23 protein-coding genes are annotated in these 21,952 nt (G+C 66.2%); 17 read left to right on the top strand and 6 right to left on the bottom strand.

What is annotated here, in order from left to right; translation table 11 throughout:
- The first annotated feature begins 2 nt into the window (after window positions 1-2).
- From SLQ30_RS03240 to bla, 4 genes are all read left to right on the top strand, one after another.
- Entirely contained in the window at window positions 3-491 is a 489-nt protein-coding gene (locus SLQ30_RS03240; protein ID WP_319445383.1) for a hypothetical protein, read from the top strand.
- 270 nt (window positions 492-761) lie between these two features.
- The gene (locus SLQ30_RS03235) at window positions 762-3,059 is read left to right on the top strand and encodes a polyribonucleotide nucleotidyltransferase (RefSeq protein ID WP_319445382.1); all 2,298 of its coding nucleotides are present in this window, start codon (window positions 762-764) and stop codon (window positions 3,057-3,059) included.
- The gene (locus SLQ30_RS03230; protein ID WP_319445381.1) at window positions 3,037-4,338 is read left to right on the top strand and encodes a pitrilysin family protein; all 1,302 of its coding nucleotides are present in this window, start codon (window positions 3,037-3,039) and stop codon (window positions 4,336-4,338) included. Before SLQ30_RS03235 ends, SLQ30_RS03230 begins: the two co-directional genes overlap by 23 nt.
- Window positions 4,335-5,240, top strand: coding sequence for a class A beta-lactamase (gene bla, locus SLQ30_RS03225; protein WP_319445380.1), 906 nt, complete (start codon window positions 4,335-4,337; stop codon window positions 5,238-5,240). Before SLQ30_RS03230 ends, bla begins: the two co-directional genes overlap by 4 nt.
- Here the strand turns inward: bla and SLQ30_RS03220 are convergent.
- Complete coding sequence (locus tag SLQ30_RS03220; protein ID WP_319445379.1) at window positions 5,200-5,901, bottom strand: helix-turn-helix domain-containing protein; 702 nt, start codon at window positions 5,899-5,901, stop codon at window positions 5,200-5,202. The genes bla and SLQ30_RS03220 overlap by 41 nt on opposite strands.
- Window positions 5,902-6,019: 118 nt before the next feature.
- Here SLQ30_RS03220 and SLQ30_RS03215 point away from each other — a divergent pair, with 118 nt between their 5' ends.
- Together SLQ30_RS03215 and SLQ30_RS03210 are read left to right on the top strand one after the other, a co-directional pair.
- Window positions 6,020-7,330, top strand: coding sequence for a cytochrome P450 (locus SLQ30_RS03215; RefSeq protein ID WP_319445378.1), 1,311 nt, complete (start codon window positions 6,020-6,022; stop codon window positions 7,328-7,330).
- Window positions 7,331-7,342: 12 nt separating this feature from the next.
- Entirely contained in the window at window positions 7,343-7,777 is a 435-nt protein-coding gene (locus SLQ30_RS03210) for a nitroreductase family deazaflavin-dependent oxidoreductase (RefSeq protein ID WP_319445377.1), read from the top strand.
- Window positions 7,778-7,783: 6 nt separating this feature from the next.
- On the opposite strand, the gene ald is transcribed toward SLQ30_RS03210, so the two are convergent.
- The gene (gene ald / locus SLQ30_RS03205) at window positions 7,784-8,911 is read right to left on the bottom strand and encodes an alanine dehydrogenase (protein ID WP_319445376.1); all 1,128 of its coding nucleotides are present in this window, start codon (window positions 8,909-8,911) and stop codon (window positions 7,784-7,786) included.
- A 95-nt stretch (window positions 8,912-9,006) separates the two neighbouring features.
- Between ald and SLQ30_RS03200 the strand changes: the two genes are divergently transcribed.
- Together SLQ30_RS03200 and SLQ30_RS03195 are read left to right on the top strand one after the other, a co-directional pair.
- Entirely contained in the window at window positions 9,007-9,522 is a 516-nt protein-coding gene (locus SLQ30_RS03200; protein ID WP_319445375.1) for an Lrp/AsnC family transcriptional regulator, read from the top strand.
- Entirely contained in the window at window positions 9,519-10,391 is an 873-nt protein-coding gene (locus SLQ30_RS03195) for a hypothetical protein (RefSeq protein ID WP_319445374.1), read from the top strand. Before SLQ30_RS03200 ends, SLQ30_RS03195 begins: the two co-directional genes overlap by 4 nt.
- Here the strand turns inward: SLQ30_RS03195 and speB are convergent.
- Together speB and SLQ30_RS03185 are read right to left on the bottom strand one after the other, a co-directional pair.
- Window positions 10,355-11,296, bottom strand: coding sequence for an agmatinase (gene speB, locus SLQ30_RS03190; RefSeq protein WP_319445373.1), 942 nt, complete (start codon window positions 11,294-11,296; stop codon window positions 10,355-10,357). The two genes, SLQ30_RS03195 and speB, sit on opposite strands and share 37 nt — an antisense overlap.
- Window positions 11,296-12,771: a purine-cytosine permease family protein gene (locus SLQ30_RS03185; RefSeq protein WP_319445372.1), complete on the bottom strand. Its 1,476-nt coding sequence runs from the start codon at window positions 12,769-12,771 to the stop codon at window positions 11,296-11,298. Before SLQ30_RS03185 ends, speB begins: the two co-directional genes overlap by 1 nt.
- Window positions 12,772-12,896: 125 nt before the next feature.
- On the opposite strand from SLQ30_RS03185, the gene SLQ30_RS03180 reads away from it, so the two are divergent.
- Genes SLQ30_RS03180 through SLQ30_RS03155 form a run of 6 tightly spaced genes read left to right on the top strand, consistent with a single transcriptional unit; the run spans window position 12,897 to window position 17,704 of the window.
- Window positions 12,897-14,372 (top strand): PucR family transcriptional regulator, encoded by a 1,476-nt coding sequence (locus tag SLQ30_RS03180; protein ID WP_319445371.1) that lies wholly within the window; start codon window positions 12,897-12,899, stop codon window positions 14,370-14,372.
- Window positions 14,373-14,408: 36 nt separating this feature from the next.
- On the top strand, window positions 14,409-15,143 hold the full coding sequence (gene dapB, locus SLQ30_RS03175) for a 4-hydroxy-tetrahydrodipicolinate reductase (RefSeq protein ID WP_319445370.1): 735 nt from the start codon (window positions 14,409-14,411) through the stop codon (window positions 15,141-15,143).
- Window positions 15,144-15,165: 22 nt separating this feature from the next.
- Window positions 15,166-15,651 carry a hypothetical protein gene (locus tag SLQ30_RS03170; protein WP_319445369.1) on the top strand — a complete coding sequence of 162 codons (486 nt, stop codon included), beginning with the start codon at window positions 15,166-15,168 and terminating at the stop codon, window positions 15,649-15,651.
- Window positions 15,648-16,103 (top strand): flavodoxin family protein, encoded by a 456-nt coding sequence (locus SLQ30_RS03165; RefSeq protein WP_319445368.1) that lies wholly within the window; start codon window positions 15,648-15,650, stop codon window positions 16,101-16,103. Before SLQ30_RS03170 ends, SLQ30_RS03165 begins: the two co-directional genes overlap by 4 nt.
- A 52-nt stretch (window positions 16,104-16,155) precedes the next feature.
- A complete protein-coding gene (locus tag SLQ30_RS03160; RefSeq protein ID WP_319445367.1) occupies window positions 16,156-17,196 on the top strand; it encodes a hypothetical protein in 1,041 nt (346 codons plus the stop codon).
- Between the two features lie 46 nt (window positions 17,197-17,242).
- Entirely contained in the window at window positions 17,243-17,704 is a 462-nt protein-coding gene (locus tag SLQ30_RS03155; RefSeq protein WP_319445366.1) for a hypothetical protein, read from the top strand.
- Here the strand turns inward: SLQ30_RS03155 and SLQ30_RS03150 are convergent.
- Both SLQ30_RS03150 and SLQ30_RS03145 read right to left on the bottom strand, forming a co-directional pair.
- The gene (locus SLQ30_RS03150; RefSeq protein ID WP_319445365.1) at window positions 17,698-18,627 is read right to left on the bottom strand and encodes a CoA ester lyase; all 930 of its coding nucleotides are present in this window, start codon (window positions 18,625-18,627) and stop codon (window positions 17,698-17,700) included. The genes SLQ30_RS03155 and SLQ30_RS03150 overlap by 7 nt on opposite strands.
- 46 nt (window positions 18,628-18,673) lie before the next feature.
- Window positions 18,674-19,411 carry a dienelactone hydrolase family protein gene (locus SLQ30_RS03145; RefSeq protein WP_319445364.1) on the bottom strand — a complete coding sequence of 246 codons (738 nt, stop codon included), beginning with the start codon at window positions 19,409-19,411 and terminating at the stop codon, window positions 18,674-18,676.
- Window positions 19,412-19,453: 42 nt separating this feature from the next.
- On the opposite strand from SLQ30_RS03145, the gene SLQ30_RS03140 reads away from it, so the two are divergent.
- Genes SLQ30_RS03140 through SLQ30_RS03130 form a run of 3 tightly spaced genes read left to right on the top strand, consistent with a single transcriptional unit; the run spans window position 19,454 to window position 21,947 of the window.
- A complete protein-coding gene (locus SLQ30_RS03140; RefSeq protein ID WP_319445363.1) occupies window positions 19,454-20,254 on the top strand; it encodes a thymidylate synthase in 801 nt (266 codons plus the stop codon).
- Window positions 20,251-20,733, top strand: coding sequence for a dihydrofolate reductase (locus tag SLQ30_RS03135; protein ID WP_319445362.1), 483 nt, complete (start codon window positions 20,251-20,253; stop codon window positions 20,731-20,733). The genes SLQ30_RS03140 and SLQ30_RS03135 overlap by 4 nt, the downstream gene beginning before the upstream one ends.
- Window positions 20,730-21,947: a winged helix-turn-helix domain-containing protein gene (locus tag SLQ30_RS03130; protein ID WP_319445361.1), complete on the top strand. Its 1,218-nt coding sequence runs from the start codon at window positions 20,730-20,732 to the stop codon at window positions 21,945-21,947. The genes SLQ30_RS03135 and SLQ30_RS03130 overlap by 4 nt, the downstream gene beginning before the upstream one ends.
- The last annotated feature ends 5 nt before the right edge of the window (window positions 21,948-21,952 follow it).

The raw sequence follows: 21,952 nt of genomic DNA, 5'->3' as shown, positions 1-21,952 counted from the left end.
TCGTGAGGAGATCAGCCGCGGCCAACACGGTCGCGGTTCTGGTGCTCGCTGCTTCGACTGCGTGCTCTTCTGCGGCCACCGCCGATTTGCAGGTGGGGGATTGCCTGAAGGTCGGCGGTCCGGTGGATCAGCCGGACGCCGACAAGGCGGTATGCGGAAGCCCCGGGTCGAACTTCAAGGTCGTTCGCACCGTCGAGCACACCGATCAGTGCCCCGCAGACGTCGATTCGTACTACTCCACTCGCTCGTTCGGGGGCTCCGGAACGACGGTGTGCATGGACGTCGACTGGGTGATCGGTGGCTGCATGAGCGTCGATCCCGACAACGGCCGCGATCCCGTCAGGGTGGACTGCGCTGATACGTCGGCATCCAACCGGCAGAGGGCAACCCAGATACTTCACAACGTGGCCAACCCCGACCTGTGTGCCAGCGGTATTGGCTATCCGTACGACGAACGCCAGTTCACGGTGTGCGTCGACGCGGTGTCCTAGCTGGCTATGAGGGCCGACACAGCAACCCATGTACAGTAAGTGTGTTCTGAGCCGGTTGGGCTCGAACATAAGGTGCGGTCCGCGCACATCCGCGCGCACCGTTCCAGAGCGTCACCACGACCCGTCTTCGAATGGGCGGTCTTCGGTAGTGGCGGTCGGAGACTTGAAAGACGTCCGGCCGCTTCGATCGATGGCCGTCGGCTTTTCCCGGGTTCGCGTGTGACGACAAAAGACAGCTGAACACGAGAACAAAGAGGATTGACGTACGTCATGGCTGCAACACGAAATGAAGACGGCGCGTTCGAATCGACCGCCGTCATCGACAACGGGAGCTTCGGCACCCGCACCATCCGCTTCGAAACCGGCCGGCTCGCTCAGCAGGCCGCCGGTTCGGCCGTCGCCTACCTAGACGACGAGACCATGCTGCTGTCGGCCACCACGGCCAGCAAGCAACCCAAAGATCACTTCGACTTCTTCCCGCTGACGGTCGACGTCGAGGAGCGCATGTACGCCGCGGGCCGCATCCCCGGCTCGTTCTTCCGCCGCGAGGGCAGGCCGTCCACGGATGCGATCCTGACGTGCCGCCTGATCGACCGTCCGCTGCGCCCGTCGTTCGTCTCCGGGCTCCGTAACGAGATCCAGGTCGTCGTCACGGTGCTGAGCCTGAATCCCCAGGACGTCTACGACGCTGTGGCGATCAACGCTGCGTCCGCGTCCACGCAACTCGCCGGCCTGCCGTTCTCCGGCCCCGTCGGCGGCGTGCGCGTCGCACTGATCGACGGCCAGTGGGTGGCCTTCCCGAAGATCGACCAGCTGGAGCGGGCCGTGTTCGACATGGTCGTCGCCGGCCGTGTCGTCGGGTCGGGTGACGATGCCGACGTCGCGATCATGATGGTCGAGGCCGAGGCCACTGCGAACGTCATCGAGCTCGTCGCGGGCGGCGCGACCGCCCCGACCGAGACGGTTGTGGCAGAGGGCCTCGAGGCGGCCAAGCCGTTCATCGCGGTGCTCTGCAAGGCGCAGCAGGAGCTGGCCGACGCGGCCGCCAAGGAGACCGCGGACTACCCGGTCTTCCCGGACTACCAGGACGACGTCTTCTACTCGGTGTCCGCGGTGGCCACCGACGAGCTCTCCAAGGCGCTGACGATCGCGGGCAAGGAAGAGCGCGACGACCGCACCAACGAGCTCAAGGGCGAGGTGCTCGATCGTTTGGCCGAGACGTACGCCGGGCGTGAGAAGGAGATCGGCGCGGCGTTCCGCTCGCTGACCAAGAAACTGGTCCGTCAGCGCATCCTGACCGACCACTTCCGCATCGACGGCCGCGGCATCCGCGACATTCGCGAGCTCAAGGCCGAGACCAACTGGGTGCCCCGTGCCCACGGCAGCGCACTGTTCGAGCGTGGCGAGACGCAGATCCTCGGTGTCACCACGCTGGACATGGTCAAGATGGCCCAGCAGATCGACTCACTCGGGCCCGAGACGTCCAAGCGCTACATGCACCACTACAACTTCCCGCCGTTCTCGACCGGTGAGACCGGTCGCGTCGGATCGCCGAAGCGCCGCGAGATCGGACACGGCGCGCTGGCCGAGCGGGCGCTGTTGCCGGTGCTGCCAAGCATTGAGGAATTCCCGTACGCCATCCGCCAGGTGTCGGAGGCGTTGAGCTCCAACGGCTCGACGTCGATGGGCTCGGTGTGCGCGTCGACGCTGTCGCTGCTGAGCGCCGGTGTTCCGCTCAAGGCGCCGGTGGCAGGCATCGCGATGGGCCTGGTGTCCGATGACGTGGAAGTAGAGGGTGGTGGCGTCGAAAGACGCTTCGTGACGCTGACCGACATCCTCGGTGCAGAGGACGCGTTCGGCGACATGGACTTCAAGTGCGCAGGCACCAAGGACTTCGTCACCGCCCTGCAGCTCGACACCAAGCTCGACGGCATCCCGTCGCACGTGCTGGCGGACGCGTTGGCGCAGGCCAAGTCGGCCCGCATCATCATCCTGGAGATCATGGCCGAGGCCATCGATGAGCCCGACGAGATGAGCCCGTACGCACCGCGCATCACCACGATCAAGGTGCCGATCGACAAGATCGGCGAGGTCATCGGGCCGAAGGGCAAGATGATCAACTCGATCACCGAGCAGACCGGCGCCTCGATCTCGATCGAGGACGACGGCACGGTGTTCGTCGGCGCCAGCAACGGCGAGTCGGCGCAGGCCGCGATCGACCTGATCAACGCGATCGCCAACCCGCAGCTGCCCAAGATCGGTGAGCGGTTCCTCGGAACGGTGGTGAAGACCACTGACTTTGGAGCTTTCGTTTCCTTATTGCCTGGTCGTGACGGGCTGGTGCACATCAGCAAGCTCGGCAAGGGCAAGCGCATCGCCAAGGTCGAGGACGTGGTGAAGGTCGGTGACAAGCTCCGCGTGGAGATCGCCGACATCGACAACCGCGGCAAGATCTCGCTGATCGTCGTCGCCGATGACGAGGTCGCCGAGGCCTCGAACGGTGACGCACCTGCCTCGGAAACGGATACGGCCGCGCTGCCTGCCGATGCCGCGACCGCCAGCAGCTAAGTCGGTCCGGCGCACCACCCTGCCGGGTGGGCTGCGCGTCGTCACCGAATTCGTTCCGTCGGTGCGTTCGGCGTCGGTGGGAGTGTGGGTCGGCGTCGGCTCGCGGGACGAAGGTCCCAGCGTCGCCGGCGCCGCGCACTTCCTCGAACACCTGCTGTTCAAGTCGACGCCGACGCGTTCCGCCGTCGAGATCGCCCAGTCGGTCGACGCGGTCGGCGGCGAGCTGAACGCGTTCACCGCGCGGGAGCACACCTGCTACTACGCGCACGTGCTCGACAACGACCTGGAATTGGCCGTCGATCTCGTCGCCGACGTGGTGCTGCGTGGACGATGCGCGGTCGAAGACGTCGAGGTCGAACGCGACGTCGTGCTCGAGGAAATCGCGATGCGCGACGACGACCCGGAGGACACGCTGGGCGATGTGTTCCTTTCGGCGATGTTCGGCGAACATCCCGTCGGCAGGCCCGTCATCGGCAGCGTCGAGTCGGTCTCGGCGATGACACGTGCGCAAATCCACTCGTTCCACGTCCGCCGCTACACCCCCGAGCGGATGGTGGTCGCGGTCGCAGGAAACATCGACCACGATCACGTGGTCGCCCTGGTACGGCAGCATTTCGGGCCACGGCTGGTGCGCGGTCGCCATCCGATCGAGCCCCGAAAGGGGACGGGCCGGGTGCCGGGACAACCGACGCTCCAGCTGGTGAACCGCGATGGTGAACAGACCCACGTGTTCATGGGGGTGCGCACGCCAGGGCGGAACTGGGAGCACCGGTGGGCGCTTTCAGTACTGAACGGCGCGCTTGGCGGCGGCCTGAGTTCCCGGCTCTTTCAACAGATTCGGGAGACCCGAGGGTTGGCGTACTCGGTGTACTCGACCATCGACACGTTCTCCGATACCGGTGCGTTGTCGGTCTATGCCGCCTGTCTGCCCGAGCGGTTCGACGAGGTGATCCGGGTGACCACCGATGTGCTGGCCGACGTGGCCCGCGACGGGATCACCGAGGCTGAGTGCCGAATTGCCAAGGGCGCCATGCGTGGCGGGCTGGTGCTCGGGTTGGAGGATTCCGGGTCGAGGATGCACCGGATCGGTCGCAGCGAGCTCAACTACGGCGAGCACCGCAGCGTCTCCAGCAGCCTGGAGCACATCGATGCGGTGACCGTGGAGGAGGTCAACGCGGTAGCGCGACAACTGTTGGCCAAGCCGATGGGCGCCGCCGTGCTGGGTCCGCATCGATCCAAGCGGTCGCTTCCGAAACCCCTTCGGGCGGTAGCCGGTTGATGCGGGTGTCGAGGCGTCAGTTCGTCGTGGGCGGTGTCACGCTCGCGGCGATGACGGCTTGCGGCCCGCAGAAGCCGACGCCCGCCGACCCGGCCGAGCCGCTGCCGCCCTTCGAAGACCGCGTCGCGGCACTCGAGGCGCGGCACCACGCGTATGCCGGCCTGTACGCCGTCGACGTCGACACTGGGCGATCAGTGTCGCACCGGGCCGACGATCCGTTCGCGATGTGTTCGACGTTCAAGACATATGCGTCCGCGCGCGTGCTTCAGAAGGCGGCAGCAGGCGAACTGGCGCTGAGCGATGCGGTCAGCATTGCACCCGAAGACATCGTGGCGAACTCGCCTGTGACGGGAGCCCATGTCGGTCAGAACATGACAATCGGCGAGTTGTGCCAGGCCGCGCTGCAGCGCAGCGACAACGCTGCGGGCAACTGGCTGTTGAGGATCATCGGAGGTCCTTCGCGCATCACGGATTTCGCGCGTTCCATCGGCGATGACCGGACTCGACTCGATCGTTGGGAAACCGCACTCAACACCGCGATCCCCGGCGATCCGCGCGACACCAGCACACCCCACGCGCTCGGTGAGGGCTATCGCAAGCTGCTCACCGGCGACGCGCTCGGGACGGCTGAGCGGAAGCAACTCGAGGATTGGATGCGCGGCAACCAAACCTCCAGTCTGCGAGCCGGATTACCGCCCGGCTGGACGAGTGCCGACAAGACCGGCAGCGGTGACTACGGCAGCACCAACGACGTCGGCGTAGCCTACTCGCCCAATGGTCAGCGAGTGCTGTTGTCGTTCCTGACGCGTTCGCAGACCGACGATCCCAAGGCCGAGGGGCTTCGGCCACTGATCGGCGAGCTCACGACGCTGGTGCTGCCGTATCTGACGCCGCAGCGGTAGGTCGGGTCGCGAGCATCGGCATGAGGTAGTCGCGCACATACGCCCGGGTGTCGTCGATGTTGGCCAGCTTGATGCTGGTGTGCGGGGTGACGATGAAGGACAGCGTGAGGCGGGTTTGTAGCTCGGCCACGGTGCGCAGGTGGCGATCCTGGGCGGGCGTGGTGACTGCTGCCCCGTAGATGTCGGTGCGCAACAACGCCGCAGAGTAGTCGGTGGCGAAGTCGAGAATGGCTCCTGCGTCGATGGTCAGGCTCGGCAGGATCGTCTCGGGCTCGGTGCGCAGCAGCTTCCTGAGCAAGGTGTGTTCCCGCAGGAACGTCACGGTGAACACCGTGTCGAACACCAAGCTGTCTTCGACATTGTCGGCTCGCGCGTGGGCGTGCGCGCTGCCGTTCATGAATCGGCGCGCTTCGGCGAACACGATGGCGTCGATGAGCGCTGCCTTGGTCGGGAAGCGACGATAGAGGGTGGCCCGGCCGACGCCGCCGCGGCGGGCGACGTCCTCCATCGTGGTGCGGCGGATGCCGACGAGCTCGGCCTGTTCGAGCGTGGCGCGCAGGATGCGCGTGGTGAGCTCATCCGGGTCGAGTAGTTGGGCGAGCATGGCAGGGTCGGGTTCTGTGAGTCGCCGCACGAACTCCGCCGTTCGATTCGACGTCATCCGATTCCTCCTTGCCGACTCCGCGGGGTCGTCGTATGGTGGTATTCAAGCGAGACATTGATTGTCTCTTTGTCTCACGCGTCCCATGGTAGCGGTTGTCCTTCTAGGAGGGATGGATATGAGCCTCGGACTTTGGTCGCGGTGGGTGGCGATGCACGGCGTGCCGCGTGCTTTCATGGCGATGCAGGCGCGGCGCGGAGAACCCTTGGCCCGGGTAATCGCCAATCACGGGCGCGGGCAGGACCCGTATCCACTGATGGAGGAGCTCAGGGCCCAAGGGCCCATGGTGCGGACCCCTTTCGCGTGGGCCACCGTCGACCATGGCATCTCCCGAGAGCTGCTGCGAGACAAGCGCTTCGGTGTCACTGCGCCATCGGACATCGAGTTGCCGCGACCGCTGCGGTCGATAATCTCTAGGACTGATCCCGGGGTGGCCAATCCCGTCGAGCCGCCCGCGATGGTGGTCGTGAATCCACCCGATCACACCCGCTACCGACAGTTGGTGGCTCAAAGCTTCACGCCACGTGCCACCGACACGCTTGGTACCCGCGTCACCGAGGTGACCAACGCGCTGATCGACAGGCTGGCGCGCACGCCGAGCCCCGATCTGATCGCCGACTTCGCGGCGAAGCTCCCGATCGCGATCATCGGCGAGTTGCTCGACTTGCCCGCCGACATGCACCCCAGCATGCTGGCCTGGGGCCACAGCGGTGCCCCGCTGTTGGACATCGGGATCGGGTGGAAGACGTACCGAGGTGCCATCGACGGATTGCGGGACCTCGACGAGTACCTCCTCGCGCACTTCCGCCTCATCCGCGCCGCCGGTCCGAGCGGAAATCCCTTCAGCAACATGGCCGCTGACGGCAACCTCACCGATCGGGAACTCACCGCGAATGCGGCGCTCATCATCGGCGCCGGCTTCGAGACCACCGTCAACCTGATTGGCAACGGGATCGTCCTGTTGCTACGGCACCCCGAGCAGATCGCACGGCTCCGCGAAGACCCTGCGCTATGGCCCGCGGCCGTCGAGGAGATCCTGCGGTTCGACAGCCCCGTCCAGATGACCGCACGCACCGCCAACTGCGACGTCGATGTCTCCGGCCACCGGGTGGCGGCGGGAGACATGGTGGCGCTGCTGCTCGGTGGCGCCAACCGCGACCCGCGCGTGTTCACGAACCCGGCCAGTTTCGACATCGCCCGACCCAATGCCCGCGATCACCTGGCTTTCGCCTCGGGCGTGCACGCCTGCCTCGGTGCTGCGCTGGCTCGCATCGAGGGTGCCACCGCGCTGCGAGCGCTCTTCGAGGCATTTCCCGACCTGCGCCTGACCGAAGCGCCACCTCGACGGGGACTGGTCAACCTACGTGGATTCTCGCGGCTTCCAGCGCAATTGGGTAGCGCGCGGCCCGCGGCGCAGTCCATCCACTGATCGGGGCCGTACATGGCGCAAAGTGCAGTCGCTTACCGGGTCGCTGCGGCCGCGGCGCAGCTCTCGTCGTGGCTCGGTCCTCAGGTGATGCGATGGCTGGCCCGCTTTCACAAGTGGGTCACCAATCCGGTCCTGAGACTGGGGGCCACCCGGCTGCCCAAGATGGCCGTCATCGAGCACCGCGGTCGCAGCTCCGGCAAGCGATACCGAACCCCCGTCATGGCCTTCGTGGAGGACGGCGAATTCGTCGTCGTGTTGAACTACGGCACCCACTCGGACTGGGTTCGCAACGTCGAGGCTGCGGGTTCGGCCGGAGTCCTGCACCGTGGCAAGCGCTTTCGGCTGACCCACCCCCGCATCATTCCCGTCGAGTCCGCTGGGTTCGACGCGGCGATCGCCGCCGGTAAGGCATGGAGCGCCCTCCGGGGCACGCTCGTCCCGGACTAGCCAGGGTCAGGCAAGCACCGTCGCCGGGTCGGTGAACGGCAGCGCGAGGTCGGTGGCCACCTGCTCGGACAGCAGTGCCCCTTCGTGCGTCGAAAGACCCTTGGCCAGAGCGGGATCCGCCGCGCACGCGGCCTGCCAACCCTTGTCGGCCAGCTTGAGCACGTAGGGCATGGTGGCGTTGGTCAACGCGAAGGTCGACGTGCGCGGCACCGCGCCTGGCATGTTCGCCACGCAGTAGAACACGGTCTCGTGAACGTTGAACGTGGGGTCGTCGTGAGTGGTCGGTCGCGAGTCCTCGAAGCAGCCGCCCTGGTCGATCGCGATGTCGACCAGAACCGCACCCGACTTCATGTGCGACACCATCGCATTGGTGACGAGCTTGGGCGCCTTCGCGCCGGGAACCAGCACGGCGCCGATCACCAGGTCGGCCTGCTTGACCGCTTCTTCGAGCTCGAGTGTCGCCGAGTAGCGGGTCTCGATGCTGCCGCCGTATTCGGCGTCGATCTTGCGCAAGATGTTGACGTTGAGGTCGAAGACGGTGACGTGCGCGCCCATGCCCATGGCGACGGCGGCGGCGTTGTCGCCTGCCATCCCGCCGCCGATGACGATGACCTTGGCCGGTGCGACGCCGGGGACACCGCCCATGAGCACTCCACGGCCTCCGTGAGTGCGCATGAGGTGGTAGGCACCGACCTGCGCGGCAAGGCGACCGGCAACCTCACTCATCGGGGCCAAGAGCGGAAGCGCGACAGATCCATCCGGGCCGGCGGTCTGCACGGTCTCGTAGGCGATCGAAGTGGTGCCGGACGCCATCAGGGCGTCGGTGCACGGCTTGGACGCGGCAAGGTGGAGGTAGGTGAAGAGGGTCTGGCCCTTGCGCATCCGGCCGTACTCGGCCTCGATGGGCTCCTTCACCTTCAGCAGCAGGTCGGCCTCGGCCCAGACCTCGTCGGCCGTGTCGACGACCTGTGCGCCCGCGGCCTTGAAGTCGCGGTCGGAGATCGCCGAACCGTCACCTGCGCCGGCCTGAATGAGCACCTCGTGACCGCGGCGGGTCAACTCGGCGACACCCGCAGGCGTGATGGCGACGCGGTACTCGTTGTTCTTGATCTCGGTGGGGACTCCGACGCGCATTTCTACTCCTATAAGTGACGGTGCGACTCCGTAAAGTGTGAAGAAGATTCGGCTTTGTTGCAAATACTACGCGGAAAATTCGGTATGATCGTGTCATGTCATTGCAATCATCGGAACTGGTGTCCACCAAGGCGGCGCCGCCGAAGAATGTTCGACCCACCGACCTCGACCACGTCGACAGGCGCATTCTGACTGCCCTCCACGGGGACGCCCGCATGTCCAACAGCGCCCTCGCCGACCTGGTGGGCATCGCCGCATCGACCTGTCACGGCCGCGTGCGACGGCTCCAGGAGCTCGGGGTGATCAGGGGTTTCTACGCCGACATCGACCCGTCGGCCATCGGGCTGTCGCTGCAAGCGATGATCTCGGTCAGTCTGCAATCGAACGCGCGCGGCCGAATTGGAACGTTCATCGAGCACATCCGCACGCGGCCGCAGGTGATGGACGTGTACTTCCTTGCCGGGGCCGACGACTTCATCCTTCACGTGGCTGCGCGCGACACCGACGACCTGCGTTCGTTCGTGGTGGAGAACCTCAACGCCGATGCCGACGTGGCAGGCACGCAGACGTCATTGATCTTCGAGCATCTGCGTGGGGCATCTCCGCTGTGACGGGCGAGGATGCCGCTCAAGACGACTTGGAGCGGCTCTACGGCGTCCCGCCCGAGGAGTTCATGGAACTACGCAAGCAGCTGGTGGCGGCGGCGAAGCAGCGCGGCGACGCGGACGCGGCCAAGCTGATCGGGACCGCCCGTCGACCGACTGCGGCGGCCTGGGTGGTCAACCTGTTGGTACGCCACGACGCGACCGCGCGGCCGAGGCTGAGCGAGCTGACCGGGGCGCTGCGCGCGGCACATTCGGCGATGGATGGGTCACGCATCCGGGAACTGACTTCGGTGCAGCGCAAGTTGATCGACACGTTGGTTCGGGCTGGGCTTGCCGCTGCCGGGTACGGAGACGCGACGGCCGCCATGCGCAATGACGTGACGGATACGCTGCAGGCCGCGATTGCCGATCCAGACGTCGCGGCCCGACTGGGGCGATTGGAGAAAGCCGAACGTTGGTCGGGCTTCGGTGATTTCGGCGAATCGTCGGCGGTGACGACACCCTCGATCAAGAAGCAGGTAACCCCCGCCGAGGAGGGCCGACCCGCTGAAGACGAGGCTGACCTGGCCGCCGCGAGGGAACGCTTCGACTCGGCCCGGGTCGGCGTCGAGACTGCGGCGCACACACACGCCGCTGCAACCGAGTTGCTTTCCGAACGGGCTGCTGCACGCGCCACCGCGCGCCGACGCTACGAACAACTGCTCGAGTCCGTGGACGCAGCCGAGCGGGTGCTGAGCTCCGCCGATACCGACTACACGGCCGCGGAAGCGGCGGTCGACGCTGCAGCCGGCGGGCTCGAAGCGGCGAAAGCCGCTCTTGCAGAGGCCGAATCAGACGTTCAGCGGTTCGCCGCCAAAACCGACAGCAGTTCATAGCCGACGTGCGCTGCCGCGATGCCGGTGAGCTCCGCGTGGTCGTAGGCGGGTGACACCTCGACGATGTCGGCACCGACCACGTTGAGCCCGACGAGCCCGCGCAGCGTGTTGAGCAGCTCACGCGACGTCAGACCGCCTGCCTCGGGTGTGCCGGTTCCTGGAGCGTGGGCCGGGTCGAGCACGTCGATGTCGACCGAGACGTACACCGGGCCGCCATCGAGCCGTGCGCGCATTCGCTCGACGATGCTGGCGACGCCGTCGAATTCGTAGTCATCGGAGCGGATCACCTGGAAGCCGAGCACCGCGTCGTCCTCGAGGTCCTGCTTGCTGTAGAGCGGCCCGCGGATGCCGACGTGTTGTGAACGCTCCATGTCGATCAGGCCCTCTTCGCTGGCCCGGCGAAACGGGGTGCCGTGGGTGTACGGTGCGCCGAAATAGGTGTCCCACGTGTCGAGGTGGGCGTCGAAGTGCAGTACGGCGATGGGTCCGTGGTCGCGGGCAAGTGACCGCAGGATCGGCAGTGCGATGGTGTGGTCTCCGCCGATGGTGAGGACCGTCGACCCGTCCTTGCGAATGTCGGTGATCGACGAATCGATGGTGGCTATCGCGTCTTCGATGTTGAACGGGTTCACCGCGATGTCTCCGCAGTCGGCGACCTGTTGCGTCGCGAACGGCTCCACGTTGAGCGCCGGGTTGTACGGCCGCAACAGCTTCGACGCGGCGCGGACGTGCCCGGGTCCGAACCGGGCGCCCGGTCGGTAGGAGACGCCGCTGTCGAACGGAATGCCCACGATGCAGACGTCGGGACTCGCGACCTGATCGATGCGGGGCAGTCGGGCGAATGTCGAGGGCTCGGTGAAGCGCGGAACCCTGCTGGCGTCCGGTGGTCCGATGATTTGGCCCATCAATTCTCCTCGGCGGTAACGGTTGTGGCGATGTCCTTGGCGCTGCCTGGATCGGACACCGAGGGGCTGGACTCGATGAACGCCAGTTCCCTTGATACGTCCAGCGATCGGGTCAACGCGATGTAGACCACGCCGGACACCAGGAGTCCCACCATGAATGCGATGTCGACCTCGCCAAGAGCCTCCGCTGCGGGCCCGACGAAGAATGGCAGGTCCACGAACGGGATCTCGGCCAGGACGCCTGCGATGAAGGCGGTCAGCCCGCGCCACGACCAGGCTCCGTAGATTCCCTTGGGCGTGAACAGATCTGCGATCGCGTAGTGGCCGCGGCGGACGAAGAAGTAGTCGGTGAGGTTGACCGCGGTCCACGGCGCCAACAGGTACAGCATGATCAGCAGCGTCGTGTTGAGTGCGGTTGTCGCGTTCGACAGCAGCAGGCTCATCACCAGCCACGCGACCGCCAGCACCACGATGGTCACCACCCGCAGATTGCGGGTCGGATTGACCGACTTCAATGAATCGAGTCCGGTGACGACGGTGAGCATTCCGCTGTAGGCATTGAGGCCCATCGTGGCGACCAGCACCAGCGTCGACACGATGGCCAACACACTGCCCAGGTGCGGGAAGGTGCCATTGCCAGTTTGATCGATCCCGGCCAGCGCATCGCTGGCGCCGAGATAGGTGGCCATCCAGGCGCCGAGTGGGATCAACCACGCGGGCGAGGCGGACGCACCGAGAAACACCGACGCGATGATGGCCGACGGCTTGGTGTCACGTGGGAGGTACCGGCTGTAGTCGGAGACATAGGGCGCGTAGGTGATGTTGTACGACGCGGCGACGCTGAACTGCACCAGGAACGCGACGACGGTGAAACCGCCAGGGGCCGCAGCGGTCCCGGTGACGCCGCCGAAGAGCACGCCGCAGGTCAGGATGATCCACAGCGGCAACGAGATCCAGAACAGCACCCGAAACGACTTGTGCAACAGGTCGTGTCCGAATATCGCGACGAGTGCGGCGACGACCGTGATGACGATTGCAACCACGACGGGGTTCCAGCCGAAGATCGACTGGAGGCCGGACTTGATGATGACGACGTCGACGACGTTGAATCCGACGAACGTGAACAAGGTGCCGATCAACGGCAACAGCACGCCGCGATAGCCGAACTGCGCTCTGGACTGAATCATCTGAGGTAGTCCCAGGACTGGACCCTGCGTCGCGTGGAACGCCATGAACAGCGTGCCGAACGCAATGCCCGCGATTCCGGCGACGATGGTCCACCACAGCGACAAGCCGAGGCTGGGGCCAACGAAGCCCAGCGCGAGGGTGAACGGCTGGAAGTTGCCAACGAACCAGAACGGCCCCTGGTGGGACACCTTTCCGTGGCGCTCGTCGTCGGGCACGTAATCGATCGAGCGGGTCTCAATCATCGAACCGGCACGGCCTTCGGCGGCCACGGGCGTGGTGGATGTCATGGGGCTCCTGCGGCTATGGGTGTGTTGTGTATCACCATGCGCCGCTCAGGTGCTCAGCCACCATGGCCGAATTGTTCAAATCGTCTATTAATATTGGGCGAAATGTACATTCTCGGGTGGGCAGGATGATCACGATCGGCGACGTCGTCGCCGACCTGGCACTGAATCTGCAGGTCGCTGCGGGTGATAGCGCCCTCTCCAACCAGGTCACCTCCGCGCACGTATCGGAGCTGACGTCGCCAGGGGATTGGCTTCGCGGCGGCGAACTGCTCATGACCGTGGGGCTGTTGCTGCCGATGAGGCTGCCCGAATGCCGGGCGTACATCTCCGAGTGTGCGGCCGCCGGGGTGGCCGGCATCGCCCTCGGGCTGGGGCACGGCCTGCCGTACAAGGAATGCCCCGAAGCGCTGCGGATCGCTGCCGAGGAACTCGCCGTGCCGCTGCTGATGGTGCCCGACGAGACGCCGTTCATCGCCATCACCAAGTGGGTGTTCGCGACCATCGCCGCCCAGGAGCGCAAGGATCTCCAGACCGCGATGGAGATCAACCGCCGACTCACGGCCGTGGCCACCAGCGCTGCTCCGTTGCCCGCACTCCTATCCGCGTGGTCGGAGTCCAGCGCCACGCCGTGCGTGGTCTGCGACAGTCGTGGACGCCTGATGGCGGCGACGCCGGGCACCGACGCTGACGTGGTGGAGCGGGCCTGCCGAACTCCGTTCCATTCGCCGAGTGTTGGTGGTGGCTGGTCGATAGTGGGCGACTTCGAGGTGCACACGGTGGGGGCTGACGTGCCGCTCGCCTACGTTGTGCTCGGCGCCGACATGGACATGACGTCCCGCAATTCGTCGACCGTGCTGGTTTCTCTCGTTGCACTGGACATCGAAAGGCGCAATCTGGCCGATCAGCCCGAGCGCAGGCGCCGTGGCCAGGTCTTCGCCCAGTTGCTGCGTCCCGAAATCAAACGCGAACGCGCACAACATCTTGCGGCTAGCGTCGGGTTGACCGGTGAGCACTATCAGGTCGCCGTGGTGGCGTCCGACGACGTGGACCTACTGGCCTTCCGCCTGCACCTGGGGCTCGATGGGGCACTCCTTCGGGTGCAGGGCGCAACGGTGGAGCTTGCGCATTCCGATCTGACGGAACTGACCGATGCACTGCGGACGCATGCCGCAGGACTCCCGACGGGCATCGGCGCTCCGACCGCCCCGGAGGCGCTGGCCGTCTCGGCGATGCAGGCCCGATCGCTGCTCCCGATCAGCGAACACCTCGGTCGGATCGTGACGGCAAGCGAGGGGGAGACCGTCTCGCTGCTGCTGTCCCTGGGCACTCCCGAGGTGGTTCGCGGGTTCGCCGACGCAGTACTGGCGCCGCTGGATCAACTCGAACCCAGAGACCGATTGGAACTGCTTCGTACGCTGGATCAGTGGCTGCGAGCCAACGGGGCGTGGGATCCGGCCGCGCATCGACTGTCCCTGCACCGCAACACCGTTCGGAACCGCATCGACCGGATCGCCGCGTTGACCGGGCGGCGACTCGACGACGGCGACGATCGAATGGAGCTGTGGCTGGCGCTCAAGGCCAGGGCAGCCCTTCCTCAGTGACCGATCGTGGGCGAGCAGGCAAGTAAGCTGCCAACCATGCGAGTGGGAGTGCTTGGCGCAAAGGGCAAGGTCGGCGCGACGATCGTCGACGCCATCGAGGCCGCGGACGACCTGACGTTTTCCGCCGGGGTCGACGAGGGCGACCCGCTGAGCGCGCTGACTGACAGCGACACCCAGGTCGTCGTCGACTTCACCCACCCCAGTGTCGTGATGGACAACCTGAAATTCCTCATCGACAACGGCATCAACGCGGTGGTGGGCACCACGGGGTTCACCGACGACCGCATCGCGCAGGTGCAGGCCTGGCTGGCCGACAAGCCCGACGTCGCGGTGCTCATCGCGCCGAACTTCGCGATCGGCGCCGTCCTGTCCATGCAGTTCGCGAAGCAAGCCGCGCGCTTCTTCGAGTCGGTGGAAGTGATCGAATTGCACCACCCGTTCAAGGCCGATGCGCCGTCGGGCACCGCGGTCCGCACCGCGAAGCTGATCGCCGAGGCGCGAAAGGGGTTGCCGCCCAACCCCGATGCCACCAGCACGGGTCTCGAAGGTGCGCGTGGCGCCGACGTCGACGGAATTCCGGTGCACTCGATCCGGCTGGCGGGGCTCGTCGCACATCAGGAGATCCTGTTCGGCACCCAAGGGGAGACGTTGACCATCCGCCACGACAGCCTGGACCGGACGTCGTTCGTGCCAGGCGTGCTACTCGGCGTGCGCAAGGTCGCCGAGCATCCCGGCCTGACGATCGGGATCGAACCCCTCATGGGATTGTGACGAGCGTTCGCCCGAGGAACCGATGGCGCTGAACAAGGACGAGGGCTCACGAGCGCTGCGCATCCAGGTGCTCATCGGCTTGATGTGCCTCGCGCTCGTCGGCTACTTCGTCCTACTCGGTCGCGCGGCGCTCATCCTGGTGACGTCTGGCAGGCCTGCGGCAATCGGGCTTGGCATCGCGGTGTTGCTGCTTCCGATCGTCGGACTCTGGGCGATGATCGCCACGCTGCGTGCAGGTTTCACCCATCAGCGGCTCGGGCGCGAGGCCCGGGAGCAAGGCATGGAACTCGACGTCAGTGCACTCCCGCGGATGCCGTCGGGCCGCATCCAACGCGATGCCGCCGATGCGTTGTTCCACACGGTGAAGGCCGAACTCGACGACGACCCCGACGACTGGCGCCGGTGGTATCGGCTGGCGCGGGCCTATGACTACGCAGGGGATCGCAGCCGGGCCAGGGAGACGATGAAGACCGCCGTGCAGCTGGAAGAGCGGAGCCGTTCGGCATGAGCAAGACCCTGTTGGTCGTCCACCACACCCCGTCACCCCACACGCAGGAGATGTTCGAGGCGGTGCTGGCCGGTGCCACCGACCCCGACATCGAAGGCGTCGAGGTGGTCCGCCGAGCGGCCCTCACAGTGTCGCCGGTCGAGATGCTGGAGGCCGACGGCTATCTGCTTGGCACTCCAGCGAACCTCGGCTACATGAGCGGCGCGCTCAAGCATGCGTTCGACGTCTGCTACTACCCATGCCTGGATACGACGCGTGGGCGGCCCTTCGGCCTATTTCTCCACGGCAACGAGGGGTCCGAAGGCGCTGAGCGGGGCATCACTGCCATCACGACCGGACTGGGTTGGGTGAAGGCCGCCGAGTACGTCGTCGTGTCGGGCAAGCCGACCAAGGACGACCTCGAATCGTGCTGGAACCTCGGCGCGACGGTGGCGGCGCAGTTGATGGAATGACGTGACGCGCGGATTTGAGGATTCGTTGAGCGGCGTCCGTTAGCTTGCTGTCATGAAACGCCCTATGCGCCGCCGGCTGGCCGTCACCGCCGCGATATTCGGTGCGGTTGTCACGCTCGCGGTGGGATGCAGTGCGCAGCAGCCGAATTCCCAGCCGGCGGAAACGACTTCGTCCGCCGCCCCCGCAGCGCCGGTCACTGCCGTCCAGTTCGACCCGCAGTGGATGGGGCTGGTGCAAAACCAACCGCAGGGCTGGCAGGAACTCAATCGTCGGATCACTAGCGACTTCCAACAGTTCAGCATGCGGCCGACCGATGAGGGCGAGACCAGGTTCGGGTGCAACGGGTGCGCCCCGTGGACGGTCGACCTGACGGCCTACGCCCCGGGAAAGTTCGACCCGACGGAAGCGCGGGCGGGCCGGCCGGTCTCGGTGAACGCCGACGCCGATGGCTTCTTGGTCCAAGACGCGGCAAATCACGCGGCGACGCTGGCCTGGCCGTACGCCGAGCACGCGTGGGCGACCGTGCGGGGCGCGACCAGTGCGACAACCGAACTCGATCGCATGGTCGAACTCGCACGCGCCCTTCACCCCACCGAGCGAACCCCGATTCGGCTTCCGTTGAGCATGCCGAATGTGCCCGCGTTCATGCCGTTGGCAGAGCTCAACGTCGATACCTCTCCGCTGGATGACGACGACCTCGACTACGGAACGACGCTGACGTTCGCTCCGTGTGGACTAGCGGTCAACGGCGGCGCGGGCGACTGCGCGCAGGTGGCCGAGAGTATGGAAGTGCACATCTGGCCCGCCGATGGTTACTACGGACACTTTCGGGAGCAGACCGCAACGCCCATGAAGATCGGCGGCAAGGACGGCCTCTTCGACGACGATCTGGACGGTGCCGGTGATCACGCGGCCGTGCAGGTTCAGCCCGGCATGCTGGTCGTTTTCGACCGTGGTTTCGGCCGCCCGCACTATGCGGGCACGCCCCCGGAGCCGCCCACCGGGCTCAAGGACGTGCTGTCCCGCGTTGGCTGGGCAGCGGATCCCGGGAACGAAGCGACCTGGCCACGTGTCGCCGATTGGGCGCAGTAGGCGGCGCAGACACCGTTACGCTCATGGCCTGACATAGGAGTCGAATATGCCTGGAATCGCCGAAATCGCCATGGCCGGTGCACCGATCGCGGGCGGTGCGCTGCTCGGCATCGCGGCGGGCAATCTGCGCGGACCCGACGTCCGCGGCCTGATCAAGCAGGACATGGACCTACTCGAACGGCTTCCTGCCGACCAGGTGGAGCGGCGCGCCGAACTGCAGCGCGTCATCGACATCCGCGTCGACGACCTGATCGCGGCCGTCGACAAGAACCGGTCCCTGCTGGAGGTTGCCCAGTCCTACCGGGGCAACTGGCGCGATATCGTCGTGTTCATCTGCGCCGTGCTCTTCACGATCGTGTGGTGGAACGTCAGCCACAGTCGCAGCAACTGGCTGGTCATGTTCATCGTGATGATCGTCGTGTCGATCGCTGCGGCGGTATACGCGAGCCGGGGAATTCTGCGCGCGCTGAGGTCACTCGGGCGCCACCACGAAGCGCGGAGTCAGTAGTGGTAGGTGTCCGACGGGGCAGGCACGTGATCCGGGTCGTCGCCGAACTCTGACGAGTGGATGCCATAGGCCTTTGCGAGATCGAGGATCTTGGTAGCGCGGGCAATGCGTGGCAGGTCTGAGCCATTGCGGATCTCACCCCCGTCGCGTTCAAACTCGGCGAAGAACTCTCCTGCCCAAGTGATTTCGTCCTGTGAGGGGGACAGCCCTTCGTTTACGGCGGGGCATTGATCGGGTGAAAGACAGATCTTGCCGGTCATGCCGAATTCGACGGAGACGGCGCTGGCTTCGATGAGCTTCAGCGCGCTCGAGCCGATGGTCGGGCCGTCGATCGCACTCGGCAGGTGGGCGGCCTTGGCTGCGATCGTGAAGCGCGACCGTGCGTAGGCCAAGGTGGCCGGGTTGTCTCCGAAACCAGTGTCACGGCGGAAGTCGCCGATGCCGAACGCCAGTCGGAAGGTGCCCTTGGTCGCGGCGATCTCGGTGATGCGCTCGAGTCCTCGGGCCGTTTCGACGAGGGCGACGATCGGTACGTTGGGCAGCCGCTTGGCGGTTTCGATGACGTGGTCGACGGATTCGACCATGGCGAGCATGACGCCGCCGACGGAGGTGTCGGCCAGCATGTCGAGGTCGTCGGCCCACCAACGGGTGCCGAAGCCGTTGACGCGCACCCAGTCGTCGTTACCAGAGGTCAGCCACCGGCAGACGTTGTCACGCGCTGCGGCCTTGTCCTTCGGCGCGACCGCGTCCTCGATGTCGAGCACGACGATGTCGGCGCGGGAGTGGGCCGCGGGCGCGAACCGATCGGGCTGTGCGCCGTTGACGAGCAGCCAGCTTCTGGCAAGTACCGGGTCGATGCGGGTGCCCGCGTCCTGCGGATCGTCACTGAGCTCGGAGCTGCCGCTGCTGTCCTGGTCGTACACGCGTTCATGGTCGCCTACGAGGGTGCGGCGAGGCAAAACAGCGTCGTCAGCCGAGCTTGACGCCGAACACCCGCTCCATGGCGTCCCAGTGACGCTGCGCCGCGGCCGGGTCGTAGGGCTCGTTGTCGGGTACTGCGAAACCGTGTGCGGCGGAGTAGAACTCGATGGTGTGGTCGACGCCTGCGGTGGTCAGGGCCTTGTCGAGCGTCTCACCGTGTTCGGTGGTGAACGACGCATCGTCTGTCGCTGCGCCCACGTAGACCGTGGCCTGAATGTGGTCGGCAAGCAGGTGGGGACTGCTGGCGTCGTCCGTCACGAGCCCTCCGCCGTGGAAGGACATCGCAGCAGCCACCCGTGCGGGCACGCGACCGGCGACCAGCACCGAGGTCCGGCCACCCATGCAGTAGCCGGTGGTGCCGAATGAGCTACCGCTGACCTCGGGGCGCGACTCCAGGTAGTCGAAGAAGGCCGTCGCGTCGCGGGCCATGATGTCCGGGGTCACCTTGGAGATCATCCCGAACAGCCGGTTGCGCTCGCCCTGGTCGGTGAACACCGTCGTCATGTCGAACGGTGCCCAGTCGCCGTCGCGGTAGTACACGTCGGGCACCAACACGGCGTAGCCGAAGTCGGCCAACTGCTGGGCCATGTCGGTGAAGGTTTGGCGCGCTCCACCGGCATCCGGGTACATCACGACCGCGGGCCAAGGCCCAACTCCTTCGGGAAGGGCGAGCGTGATCGGACACGTTCCGTCGGCTGTGGTGATGGTGTCGGTGATCGTCGGCATGGCATCCGTTCTACTCCAGACCGCTCGACGTAAACTGACCGCGTGCCCATCGCCACGCCCTATGAGGATCTGCTGCGGTTGGTGACCGAGCGAGGCACGCCGAAGTCTGACCGCACCGGCACCGGCACGCGGAGTCTGTTCGGACACCAGCTGCGTTACGACCTTTCGGCAGGCTTTCCGCTGATCACCACGAAGAAGGTGCACCTCAAGTCCGTCATCTACGAACTGCTGTGGTTTCTGCGCGGCGACTCCAACGTGGCCTGGCTGCACGAGCACGGCGTCACCATCTGGGATGAATGGGCAAGTGAGACAGGCGAACTCGGGCCGATTTACGGGGTGCAGTGGCGCTCCTGGCCGACGCCGTCGGGCGAGCACGTCGACCAGATCAGCGCCTCGCTCGAACTGCTCAAGCGCGACCCGGACTCCCGGCGCAACATCGTCTCGGCGTGGAACGTCGGCGAAATCCCCCAGATGGCGCTGCCGCCGTGTCACGCGTTCTTCCAGTTCTACGTCGCCGACGGCAAGCTGTCGTGTCAGCTGTACCAGCGCAGCGCCGACCTGTTCCTCGGCGTGCCGTTCAACATCGCGAGCTACGCGCTGCTGACGCACATGATGGCCGCGCAGGCCGGCCTCGACGTCGGCGAGTTCGTCTGGACCGGCGGGGACTGCCACATCTACGACAACCACGTCGAGCAGGTGGCGCTCCAGCTGAGCCGAGACCCCCGGCCCTACCCGGAACTGGTACTCGCGCCACGGGATTCGATCTTCGACTACACCTACGACGACGTCGCGATCGTCAACTACGACCCGCATCCCGGAATCAAAGCCCCCGTCGCGGTATGACGACTGGTCTCATCTGGGCCCAGTCGACCTCCGGTGTCATCGGCCGCGCCAACGGCATCCCGTGGCGGCTACCCGAGGACCAGGCCCGGTTCAAGGAGCTCACGATGGGTCACACCGTCGTCATGGGCAGATTGACCTGGGACTCGCTGCCCGCGAAGGTGCGGCCGCTTCCGGGTCGCAGAAATGTCGTAGTGACACGGCAGGCTGACTACGTGGCAGACGGAGCGACGGTAGTGGGCAGCCTCGATGAAGCCCTGGCCGATGGACAGACGTGGGTCATCGGCGGCGCGCAGATCTACGCGCTCGCCCTACCGCTGGCCAACCGCTGCGAGGTCACCGAAGTCGACGTGGATCTGCCGCGGGAGGACGACGACGCGTTGGCGCCAGTACTCGATCAGCATTGGGTCGGCACCGAAGGTGATTGGCTGACCAGCGCGTCCGGGCTGCGGTACCGGTTCTCGAGCTATCAGCGGTCATGAAGCTGAGATTGGATCAGGCGCGCCGGGTTGCCGTCGCCGCCCAAGGCTTCGCGGAGGCAAAGCCCACCGGGGCCGTTTCGCGGACGCAGCTGCGGCGGCTCGTCTCGCGGATTCAGGTGCTGCAACTCGACTCGGTGTCGGTCGCCGTGCGGGCCCACTATGCGCCGGTGTTCAGCAGATTGGGCCCATACGACCGGGACGTGCTCGATCGCGCCGCGTGGAGTCACTCCGCCAGGTCCCCTCGGCTGCTCGTCGAGTACTGGGCGCACGAGGCCGCGCTGATGGCGGTCGACGATTGGCCGTTGATGCGGTGGCGCATGCGGGAGTACACCCACGGCCGGTGGGGCACCGAGATCGTGCGCAAGAACGCCAAGCTGGCCGAGGACGTCGTCGCCGCGGTCGCCGAACTCGGGCCGGCTACGGCCGGGCAGATCGAAGCGCATCTCGAGTCCGAGCCGCGTGGCCGCAAGGGCCCGTGGTGGGATCGCAGCGACACCAAATGGGTGGCCGAAGCGCTGTGGGCGTCTGGCGTGCTCACGACGGCGACGCGGGTCGGGTTCGCGCGGCACTACGACCTCACCGAACGCGTGCTGCCGCCCGAGGTGGTGGCACGCGAGGTCGATGACGACGAAGCCGTGCGGGAACTCGTGCTGAGGTCGGCCACAGCGCTTGGGGTGGCCACCGAGACCGACATCCGCGACTACTTCCGGCTCGGCGCCAGACAGGCCAAACCGGCGATAGCGGACCTGGTTGCCGAAGGTGAGCTCGTAGCCGTCGAGGTCGACCGGTGGAAGGCGCCGGCCTACCTGCGGGCAGGCCAGTCGGTGCCGCGCAGTGATCGCGGGACGGCGCTGCTGTGCCCATTCGATCCGCTGATCTTCTTCCGGCCGCGCGTCGAGCGGTTGTTCGACTTCCACTACCGCATCGAAATCTATGTGCCACAAGCCAAACGCCAATTCGGTTACTACGTATGGCCGTTTCTGCTCGACGGGCAGCTCGTCGGCCGGGTGGACCTCAAGGCTGAGCGGACGTCCGACGCGCTGAACGTGGTGGGCGCGTTCACCGAGCCCGGTCATGACGCCAGCCGGGTCGCCGAGGCGTTGGCACGTGAATTGCGCACGATGGCATCGTGGTTGGGCTTGACGGACGTCACGGTGGGGAAGCGTGGCGATTTGGCGGGGACGCTGCGCGCGGCGTTGCGGCGGGTTTCGTGAGCGGC

Origin of the sequence: Mycobacterium sp. RTGN4, assembly GCF_033804635.1 — a bacterium.
Taxonomy (GTDB): Bacteria; Actinomycetota; Actinomycetes; order Mycobacteriales; family Mycobacteriaceae; genus Mycobacterium.
Note: the sequence above shows the minus strand (reverse complement) of the source record. Positions and strands in the feature narration are given on the sequence as shown.

What these genes read in the sequence shown, in the direction of transcription:
- SLQ30_RS03180 (WP_319445371.1), top strand. Translation starts at nt 12,897, where the DNA reads ATGATCACGATCGGCGACGTCGTCGCCGACCTGGCACTGAATCTGCAG.
- SLQ30_RS03200 (WP_319445375.1), top strand. Translation starts at nt 9,007, where the DNA reads ATGTCATTGCAATCATCGGAACTGGTGTCCACCAAGGCGGCGCCGCCG.
- speB (WP_319445373.1), bottom strand. Translation starts at nt 11,296, where the DNA reads ATGGGCCAAATCATCGGACCACCGGACGCCAGCAGGGTTCCGCGCTTC.
- SLQ30_RS03230 (WP_319445381.1), top strand. Translation starts at nt 3,037, where the DNA reads ATGCCGCGACCGCCAGCAGCTAAGTCGGTCCGGCGCACCACCCTGCCG.
- SLQ30_RS03185 (WP_319445372.1), bottom strand. Translation starts at nt 12,771, where the DNA reads ATGACATCCACCACGCCCGTGGCCGCCGAAGGCCGTGCCGGTTCGATG.
- SLQ30_RS03220 (WP_319445379.1), bottom strand. Translation starts at nt 5,901, where the DNA reads ATGACGTCGAATCGAACGGCGGAGTTCGTGCGGCGACTCACAGAACCC.
- SLQ30_RS03210 (WP_319445377.1), top strand. Translation starts at nt 7,343, where the DNA reads ATGGCGCAAAGTGCAGTCGCTTACCGGGTCGCTGCGGCCGCGGCGCAG.
- SLQ30_RS03165 (WP_319445368.1), top strand. Translation starts at nt 15,648, where the DNA reads ATGAGCAAGACCCTGTTGGTCGTCCACCACACCCCGTCACCCCACACG.
- SLQ30_RS03160 (WP_319445367.1), top strand. Translation starts at nt 16,156, where the DNA reads ATGAAACGCCCTATGCGCCGCCGGCTGGCCGTCACCGCCGCGATATTC.
- ald (WP_319445376.1), bottom strand. Translation starts at nt 8,911, where the DNA reads ATGCGCGTCGGAGTCCCCACCGAGATCAAGAACAACGAGTACCGCGTC.
- SLQ30_RS03215 (WP_319445378.1), top strand. Translation starts at nt 6,020, where the DNA reads ATGAGCCTCGGACTTTGGTCGCGGTGGGTGGCGATGCACGGCGTGCCG.
- dapB (WP_319445370.1), top strand. Translation starts at nt 14,409, where the DNA reads ATGCGAGTGGGAGTGCTTGGCGCAAAGGGCAAGGTCGGCGCGACGATC.
- SLQ30_RS03145 (WP_319445364.1), bottom strand. Translation starts at nt 19,411, where the DNA reads ATGCCGACGATCACCGACACCATCACCACAGCCGACGGAACGTGTCCG.
- SLQ30_RS03235 (WP_319445382.1), top strand. Translation starts at nt 762, where the DNA reads ATGGCTGCAACACGAAATGAAGACGGCGCGTTCGAATCGACCGCCGTC.
- SLQ30_RS03155 (WP_319445366.1), top strand. Translation starts at nt 17,243, where the DNA reads ATGCCTGGAATCGCCGAAATCGCCATGGCCGGTGCACCGATCGCGGGC.
- SLQ30_RS03130 (WP_319445361.1), top strand. Translation starts at nt 20,730, where the DNA reads ATGAAGCTGAGATTGGATCAGGCGCGCCGGGTTGCCGTCGCCGCCCAA.
- SLQ30_RS03170 (WP_319445369.1), top strand. Translation starts at nt 15,166, where the DNA reads ATGGCGCTGAACAAGGACGAGGGCTCACGAGCGCTGCGCATCCAGGTG.
- SLQ30_RS03135 (WP_319445362.1), top strand. Translation starts at nt 20,251, where the DNA reads ATGACGACTGGTCTCATCTGGGCCCAGTCGACCTCCGGTGTCATCGGC.